This window comes from Massilia sp. IC2-278, assembly GCF_020708045.1.
In the GTDB taxonomy this organism is placed as follows: domain Bacteria; phylum Pseudomonadota; class Gammaproteobacteria; order Burkholderiales; family Burkholderiaceae_D; genus Telluria.
The window spans coordinates 82,822-90,439 of the sequence record NZ_JAJFES010000005.1 but is presented as its reverse complement, the minus strand read 5'-3'; the positions used below and the strand labels follow the sequence as shown (position 1 = coordinate 90,439).

The 7,618-nt window shown below is 70.3% G+C and carries 3 protein-coding genes; all 3 read left to right on the top strand.

Annotation, left to right across the window (positions count from 1 at the left end; genetic code table 11):
• Positions 1-4,021 (top strand): tandem-95 repeat protein (locus tag LK540_RS12180; RefSeq protein ID WP_229437567.1); only part of this gene is annotated, 4,021 nt, incomplete at its 5' end.
• A 23-nt stretch (positions 4,022-4,044) separates the two neighbouring features.
• Complete coding sequence (locus LK540_RS12175) at positions 4,045-5,415, top strand: efflux RND transporter periplasmic adaptor subunit (RefSeq protein WP_229437566.1); 1,371 nt, start codon at positions 4,045-4,047, stop codon at positions 5,413-5,415.
• Between the two features lie 42 nt (positions 5,416-5,457).
• Entirely contained in the window at positions 5,458-7,596 is a 2,139-nt protein-coding gene (locus LK540_RS12170) for a site-2 protease family protein (RefSeq protein WP_229437565.1), read from the top strand.
• The last annotated feature ends 22 nt before the right edge of the window (positions 7,597-7,618 follow it).

Below are 7,618 nucleotides of genomic sequence, written 5' to 3'. Positions count from 1 at the left end.
CGCGGTGACCCTGAAGAACGGCAGCCTCGACTTCGAGGGCAAGCGCGACTACAGCTTCACCGTGCGCGCGGTGGACGCCAGCGGCAACGCCACCCTGCAGACGGTGAGCGTGACGGTGTCGAACATCGACGAAGTCGGCCCGGCCTTTACTTCGCCGGCCAGCGTCACCGTGCCGGAAAACCAGAATGCGCTGTACACCGCCCAGGCGCTTGACGCGGTCGACCGCACGGACGGCGTGGTGCGCTACACGCTGGACGCCGGCGGCGACGCGGCCCTGCTGCAGATCGACGGCACCAGCGGCGCCGTGACCCTGAAGGACGGCAACCTCGACTACGAGGGCAAGCGCGACTACAGCTTCACCGTGCGCGCCGTGGACGCCAGCGGCAACGCCACCCTGCAGACGGTGAGCGTGACGGTGTCGAACATCGACGAAGTCGGCCCGGTCTTCACCTCGCCCGCCAGCGTCGGCGCCAACGAGAACCAGAACCTGCTGTACACGGCCCAGGCCACGGACAGCGTGGACTACACGAATGGCGTGGTCACCTACGACCTGGACGAGGACGGCGACGCCGGCCTGCTGCAGATCGACAGCGCCAGCGGCGCCGTGACCCTGAAGGACGGCAACCTCGACTTCGGCGGCAAGACCGAGTACAGCTTCACCGTGCGCGCGGTCGACGCCAGCGGCAACGTCACCCTGAAGGCGGTCACGGTCAACGTCACCGACCTCGACGACGTGGCGCCGGTGTTCGCTTCCGCCACCAACGTGAGCGCGATCGAGAACCAGGACCTGCTGTACACCGCACAGGCGCTCGACAGCATCGAGTCGACCGACGGCGTCGTGCGTTATGCGCTGCGCCCGGGGCTCGACGCCGGCCTGCTGGACATCGACGGCACCAGCGGCGCCGTGACCCTGAAGGACGGCAACCTCGACTACGAAGGCCAGCGCGAATACCGCTTCACCGTCGTCGCCCTCGACGCCAGCGGCAACGCGCGCGAGCAGCTGGTCACCGTGAGCGTCGCCAACATCGACGAAGTGGCCCCGGCCTTCAGCTCGGGCACGACCGCCAGCGCGAACGAAAACCAGAACCTGCTGTACACCGCCCAGGCCAGCGACAACGTCGACTACACGAACCGCGTGGTCGGCTACACCCTGGACGGCAGCGGCGACGCGTCCCTGCTGCGCATCGACGGCGTTAGCGGCGCCGTGACCCTGGCCGAGGGCAACCTCGACTTCGAAAGCAAGGCCAGCTACACCTTCACCGTGGTCGCGCGCGACGAAACCGGCAACGCCAGCACCCGCACCGTCACCGTGTCGGTCGCCGACCTGAACGAAGCGCCGGTGGCGGCCAACGCCAGCGCCAGCACGGCCGAGGACACGGTCCTGCGCGGCCAGCTGCCCGGCTACACCGACCCGGACGGCAACCGCGCCGAGTATTCCAGCGCGTCGCAGCCGCAGTACGGCAGCGTGGAGATCGCCGCCGACGGCAGCTACGTCTACACCCCGGCGCGCGACTTCTTCGGCGCCGACAGCTTCACCTACAAGATCGACGATGGCCACGGCGGTTCCAACACCTACCGCGTCGACATCACCGTCACCCCGGTGAACGACGCGCCGGTGGCCGGCCCCGCCACCATCCGCACCCCGGAAGACACGCCCGCCAGCGGCAACCTGCCGCGCGCCGTGGACGCCGAAAACGATCCGGTCAGCTACTCGGTGGCCACCGGCCCGGCCAAGGGCGAACTGGTGCTGGGCAGCGATGGCCGCTACACCTACACCCCGCACGCGAACGCGAACGGCAGCGACAGCTTCGTCTACCGCGTCAGCGACGGCCAGGACAGCACCCTGCACACGGTCACCATCGTCATCGACGCGGTCAACGACGCCCCGGTGGCAAGCGATACCGCCATCGTGACGAACGAAGACACGGCGCACCAGGGCCAGCTGCCGCGCGCGAGCGACGTCGACAACGACCCGGTCAGCTACGCGCTGGCGCGCGGCCCGGCGCACGGCCAGGTCACGGTCGACCGCGACGGCCGCTACGTCTACACCCCGGCGCTCGACTTCAACGGCAGCGACAGCTTCACCTACCGCGTCAGCGACGGCCAGGGCGGCAACAACGTGTACACGGTCGCCATCACGGTCAACCCGGTGAACGATGCGCCGCTCGCCGCGAACGACGCCTTTGTCACCGCCGAAGACCAGGCACACGAAGGCCGCCTGCCGCAAGCGACCGACTTCGACCGCGACCCGGTCAGCTATGCGGTGGAGCAGGGCGCGCAGCACGGCAGCGTGAGCATCGCGCCTGACGGTCGCTACACCTATACCCCGGCCGCCAACTACAACGGCGCCGACCGCTTCACGTACACGGTCAGCGACGGCCAGGGCGGCAGCAATACCTATGCCGTCGAGATCACGGTGACCCCGGTGAACGACGCGCCGGTCGCCGGCCCGGACGTGCGCGGCAACGCCACCGTCGGCCTGCCGATGGCGCCGCTGGCCGTGGCGCCGTTCACCGACGTCGACAGCACCGGCATCACCTACGACGCCAGCCTGCCTGGCGGCGCCGAACTGCCGTCCTGGCTGCACTTCGACCCGGCCACGCTGACCTTCACCGGCACCCCGCCGGCCGGCGCGCTCGGCAGCATCGAGGTGCTGGTGCGCGGCAGCGACGGCGCGCTGGACGCGACCACGAAGGTAACGATCACGGTCGGCAATCCGGCCATGCCAGGCCAGCACGCCAGCATCGACCTGATGACGCGCGACACCGGCAGCTCGCCGAACGACTTCATCACCGCCGACGGCGGCGCAGGACGCACCGTTACCGGCCGCATCGACGCGCCGCTCGGCAGCAACGAGGTTCTGCAGGTGTCGTTCGACGGCGGCGCCAGCTGGACCGACGCCACCGTCCGCGGCGGCAACTGGACTGCGCAGGACAACGGCGCCCACAATGCCGACTGGACCATCGTCACCCGCGTGACGAATACGGCGGCGGGCCTGTCGGGCCCGGAGACCACGCGCAACGTGACGCTCGACCGCGAAGCGCCGAATGCGCCGACGGTGGACAGCATCAGCACCACCAGTACCACGCCGACCCTGACCGGCGAAGCCGTGGTGCGCCCGGGCGAAACCCTGACCGTCAACGTCAACGGCCAGAACTACACCGTGCCGGTGCAGGATGGCCGCTGGAGCCTGGACCTGTCGAAGGCCCAGCCGTCGGCGCCGCTGACGGAAGGCCGTAGCTACGACGTGATCGCCACCGTGACCGACGCCGCGGGCAACAGCCGCAGCGGCGACACCGCGGGCGTGGTCAGCGTCAGCGCGCCGGTGGTGCCGCAGCTGCCGCCGCCGCCGGTCGTGGTCACCCCGGTGTTCACGCCGGCGGTGCCGGCCTTGAGCACGGTGGCCGAGCCGGCGCCGCAGATGCTGGTGCGCGAAGCCGTGGCGCCGGGCAGCGTGGTCGGCGGCGATTCGCTGCTGCTGGGCAGCGGCTTCGGCGTGCGCGCCGCGGCGCCGGACTTCGTCGACGCCCTGCGCGGCGCCGCCGAGCTGTCGGACGTGTACACTCGTTCGGAAGGCTTCCGCACCGTGGTGGCGAAAGCCGAAGAGCCGGCGCTGGTGCTGTTCCAGGGCGTGCCCGACCAGTTCGTGGACGCCGGCACCAAACTGTCGATGTCGGTGCCGGCCGATGCCTTTGCCCACACCCAGCCGAAAGCCATCGTGCGCCTGGCCGCGGTGCTGCAGGATGGCCGTCCGCTGCCGACCTGGGTCCAGTTCAACGGCCAGACCGGCCAGTTCACCGGCGAGGTGCCGAAGGGCCTGAACGGCGAACTGAAGATCAAGCTGATCGCACGCGACCTGAACGGCCGCGAAGCGATTGCCCTGTTCCGCATCAACGTGGGCGAAGTGCGCGCCAATGGTGACGCAGCGGGCAACGCGGCGGCAAGCGGCAAGGCAGGCCTGACGGAACGCCTGAACAAGGCTGGCCAGGGCAAGGCGGCAACGCTGCGCGGCCGGCCATGATGCGGTAACTTGGAGTAATCTGGATGGACAGGATGGACAAGGCCCACGATCCGCTGGCGGCGCTGGTGGACCTCGCGCACCGTGCGCGCCATGTGGGTGAAGCGGTCGAACTCGACTTCCTGGCGGTGAACGGCAGCCACGCGCTGGCGCCTTACCGCCAGGCGGCGCTGTGGTTTGCCGACCGCGGCGTCTGCGCGCTCTCCGGCGTGGTGCAGATCGAGGCGAATGCGCCTTACGTGCAGTGGCTGGAAAAGCTGTGCGCGGCGCTGGGCGACACCGGACCGGCAATGGTCTCGGCGATCGATGCGCCGGCGGGGCAGGGCGCCGAGTGGGGCGAATGGCTGCCGGCCTACGCCCTGTGGCTGCCGCTGGCGGGCGACGCGGCGCAGCAGATCGCGCCCGGCGGCCTGCTGCTGGCGCGCGAAACGCCCTGGCGCGAAGATGAGCAGGCGCTGCTGGCCGAATGGGCCGACACCCTGCGCCATGCCTGGCGCGCACGTCCGGCCGCACCGCGCTACACGCCGGGTGCGCTGCTGGCGCGCCTGCGCCTGCGCCGCGAGCACGAACGCGTGGCAAAACTGCCGTGGTGGCGCCGGCGCGCCGTGCAAGCAGGGGTAGCTGCACTGCTGGTGCTGTGCTGCCCGGTGCGCCTGAGCATCCTGGCGCCGGGCGAACTGGTGCCGGCCGACCCGGCCGCGGTGCGCGCGCCGCTCGAAGGCGTGATCGAAGGCTTCCACGTGAAGCCGAACCAGATCGTGAAGAAGGGCGACCCGCTGTTCGACTTCGACCAGGCGCAACTGGCCAGCCGCGCCGCCGTGGCCGAGCAGGCACTGTCCACGGCCGAAGCCGAATACCGCCAAGCCTTGCAGCAGGCCCTGAACGACGGCAAGTCGAAAGGCATGCTGGCCACCCTGCAAGGCAAGATCGAGGAGCGGCGCGCCGAAACCGGCTTCCTGCAAGGGCAGTCGGAACGCGCCCGCGTGCTGGCGCCGCGCGACGGCATCGCCCTGTTCGATGACCCCAGCGAATGGGTCGGACGTCCGGTCGCCACCGGCGAGCGCGTGATGCGCATTGCCGCGCCGGGCGACGTCGAGGTCGAGGCCTGGCTGCCGCTGGGCGACGCCATTCCGCTCGAACCGGGCGCCGGCATTACCCTGTACCTGGCCTCGGACCCGCTCGCCCCGGTGGCGGCCACGGTGCGCTACGTCGGCTATGAAGCCCAGCCGCGTCCGGACGGCAGCTATGCCTACCGCGTGCGCGCGAAGCTGGCCGAGACCACGGCGGCGCGCGTCGGCCTGAAGGGCACCGCCAAGCTGTCCGGCGCCTGGGTGCCGATGGCCTACTGGATGCTGCGCCGCCCGCTGGCGACGATCCGCCAGACGCTGGGCTGGTAAATCATGGCTGCGGCACTGACTCCTACTGCCACGGGGCCGTCCATGCCCGCAGCCCCACCCGCCGTGTTCAGGCTGCCCGCACTGCGCGAGGAACTGAACCTGCATCCGGGGCCGGCCCTCGCCAGCGGCGAGCCCAGCTGGACCCTGGAAGACCCGGTACGCAACGGCTTCTTCCGCATCGACTGGATGAGCTTCGAGATCCTGCGCCGCTGGGAGCTGGGCGCACCCGACGCCATCGCCCGCGCCGTGGACGAGGAAACGGCGCTGAACGCCACCCTCGAGGACGTGGCCGCCGTGCTCCACTTCCTGCAGGAGAACCAGCTGCTGCGCCCGGACCCGCTGGCCTCCAGCCGCGCGCTGGCCGAGCGCCACAAGGCGGCCAGCGGCACCCTGGCCACGCGCCTGCTGCACGGCTACCTGTTCTTCCGCATCCCGCTGGTGAAGCCCGACGCCTGGCTGAACCGCGTTGCGCCGTCGTTCGACTGGCTGTTCTCAAGGGGTTTCCTGCGCCTGACGCTGCTGGCCCTGCTGCTGGGCGGCGTGCTGGTCTGGCGCCAGTGGGACGTGTTCCGCAGCACGCTGGCCGATTCCTTCACCCCGAGCGGCATCCTGGCGTATGCGCTGGCGCTCACCTTCGTGAAATGCGCGCACGAGCTGGGCCATGCCCTGACGGCCAAGCGCCACGGCTGCCACGTGCCGACCATGGGCCTGGCCTTCCTGGTGCTGTGGCCCGTGCCCTACACCGACACCAACGACGTCTGGCGTTTGCCGGACAAGCGCAAGCGCCTGGGCGTGGCCGCCGCCGGCGTGCGTACCGAACTGCTGATCGCGGTCTGGGCCACGCTGGCCTGGACCCTGCTGCCCGACGGGCTGCTGCGTTCGATGGCCTTTCCGCTCGCGACCACCACCTGGATCGCGACGCTGGCCATCAACGCCAGCCCCTTCATGCGCTTCGACGGCTACTTCGTGCTGTCGGACTGGCTCGACATGCCGAACCTGCATGCGCGCGCCTTTGCGCTGGCGCGCTGGGACCTGCGCGAGCGTTTGTTCGCATTGGGCGAGCCGCCGCCGGAGTATTTTCCGCGCCGCCGGCACTGGGGCCTGATCGCGTTTGCGTGGTCGGTCTGGATTTATCGCCTGGTACTCTTCCTCGGCATCGCCGTGCTGGTCTACCACTTCTTCATCAAACTCCTTGGCATCCTGTTGTTCTGTATCGAGATGAGCTGGTTCGTGATTCGCCCCATTGCCAATGAAATCAAGGTCTGGCGCAGCCTGGCCCCGCGCCTGAAGAATAGTGGCCGCGCGCGCACCAGCTTCATCGTGCTGGTGGCGCTGGTGCTGCTGGCCCTGGTGCCCTGGCCGACCCGCGTGCAGTCGGGCGCGCTGCTGCGTCCGACCCAGGTGTTCCCGGTGCACGCGCCCGAGCATGCCCAGGTGACAAGCCTGCCGTTCAGGGAAGGTGCACGCGTGGCCCAGGACCAGCTGCTGGTCGGCTTTGCCGCGCCGGAATCGAAGAGCCGGCGCGAAGCTCTGGACGCCCAGGCCGAGCGCTTGCGCTGGCAGATCGGCGCCTCCGGCTTCGACGCCGAGCAGCGCGCCGCCAGCGCGGTGCTGCGCGAGCAGCTGGCCACGCTGGAAGCCCAGCTGGCGCTGCTCACCGAAGAGGAAGCGCGCTATGCGCCGCGCGCGCCGTTTGCCGGCGTGCTGCGCGACGTCGAGCCGGAACTGGCGCCGGGCGTCTGGGTCGGCAGGAACGAGCGCGTGGCGGTGCTGGTGGGCGAGGGCGCGCACGAGGCGAGCAGCTACCTGGACGAGGAAACCGTGCGCCGCGTGGCGGTGGGCGACAGCGCCCATTTTTATCCCGAGGGATTGTCGGGGCCGGTGCTGAAGGTGAAAGTATCGAACATCGACCGCGACGCCACCCGCGTGCTGCCGGGCGGTCCGTGGGCCGCGCAATGGGCCACGGCGCAGGGCGGCCCGGTGCAGGCGCGCGAACGCAACGGCGCCTGGTATCCGGAGCATGCCGTGTACCGGGTCAGCTTCACGGTGGACGAGCCGGCCGGCGCCCTGGCGGGCCGCGCCTGGCGCGGCAAGGTCGTCATCGACGGCAAGTGGGAAGCGCCGGGCGCACGCTTCGTGCGTTCGCTGGCAGCGCTGCTGCGACGCGAGGCGGGGTTCTGATCCTGCGGATGATGTGCAAAGC

Excerpts from the sequence above, each read along its gene's own strand:
- LK540_RS12170 (WP_229437565.1), top strand. The coding sequence starts at position 5,458 with ATGCCCGCAGCCCCACCCGCCGTGTTCAGGCTGCCCGCACTGCGCGAG.
- LK540_RS12175 (WP_229437566.1), top strand. The coding sequence starts at position 4,045 with ATGGACAGGATGGACAAGGCCCACGATCCGCTGGCGGCGCTGGTGGAC.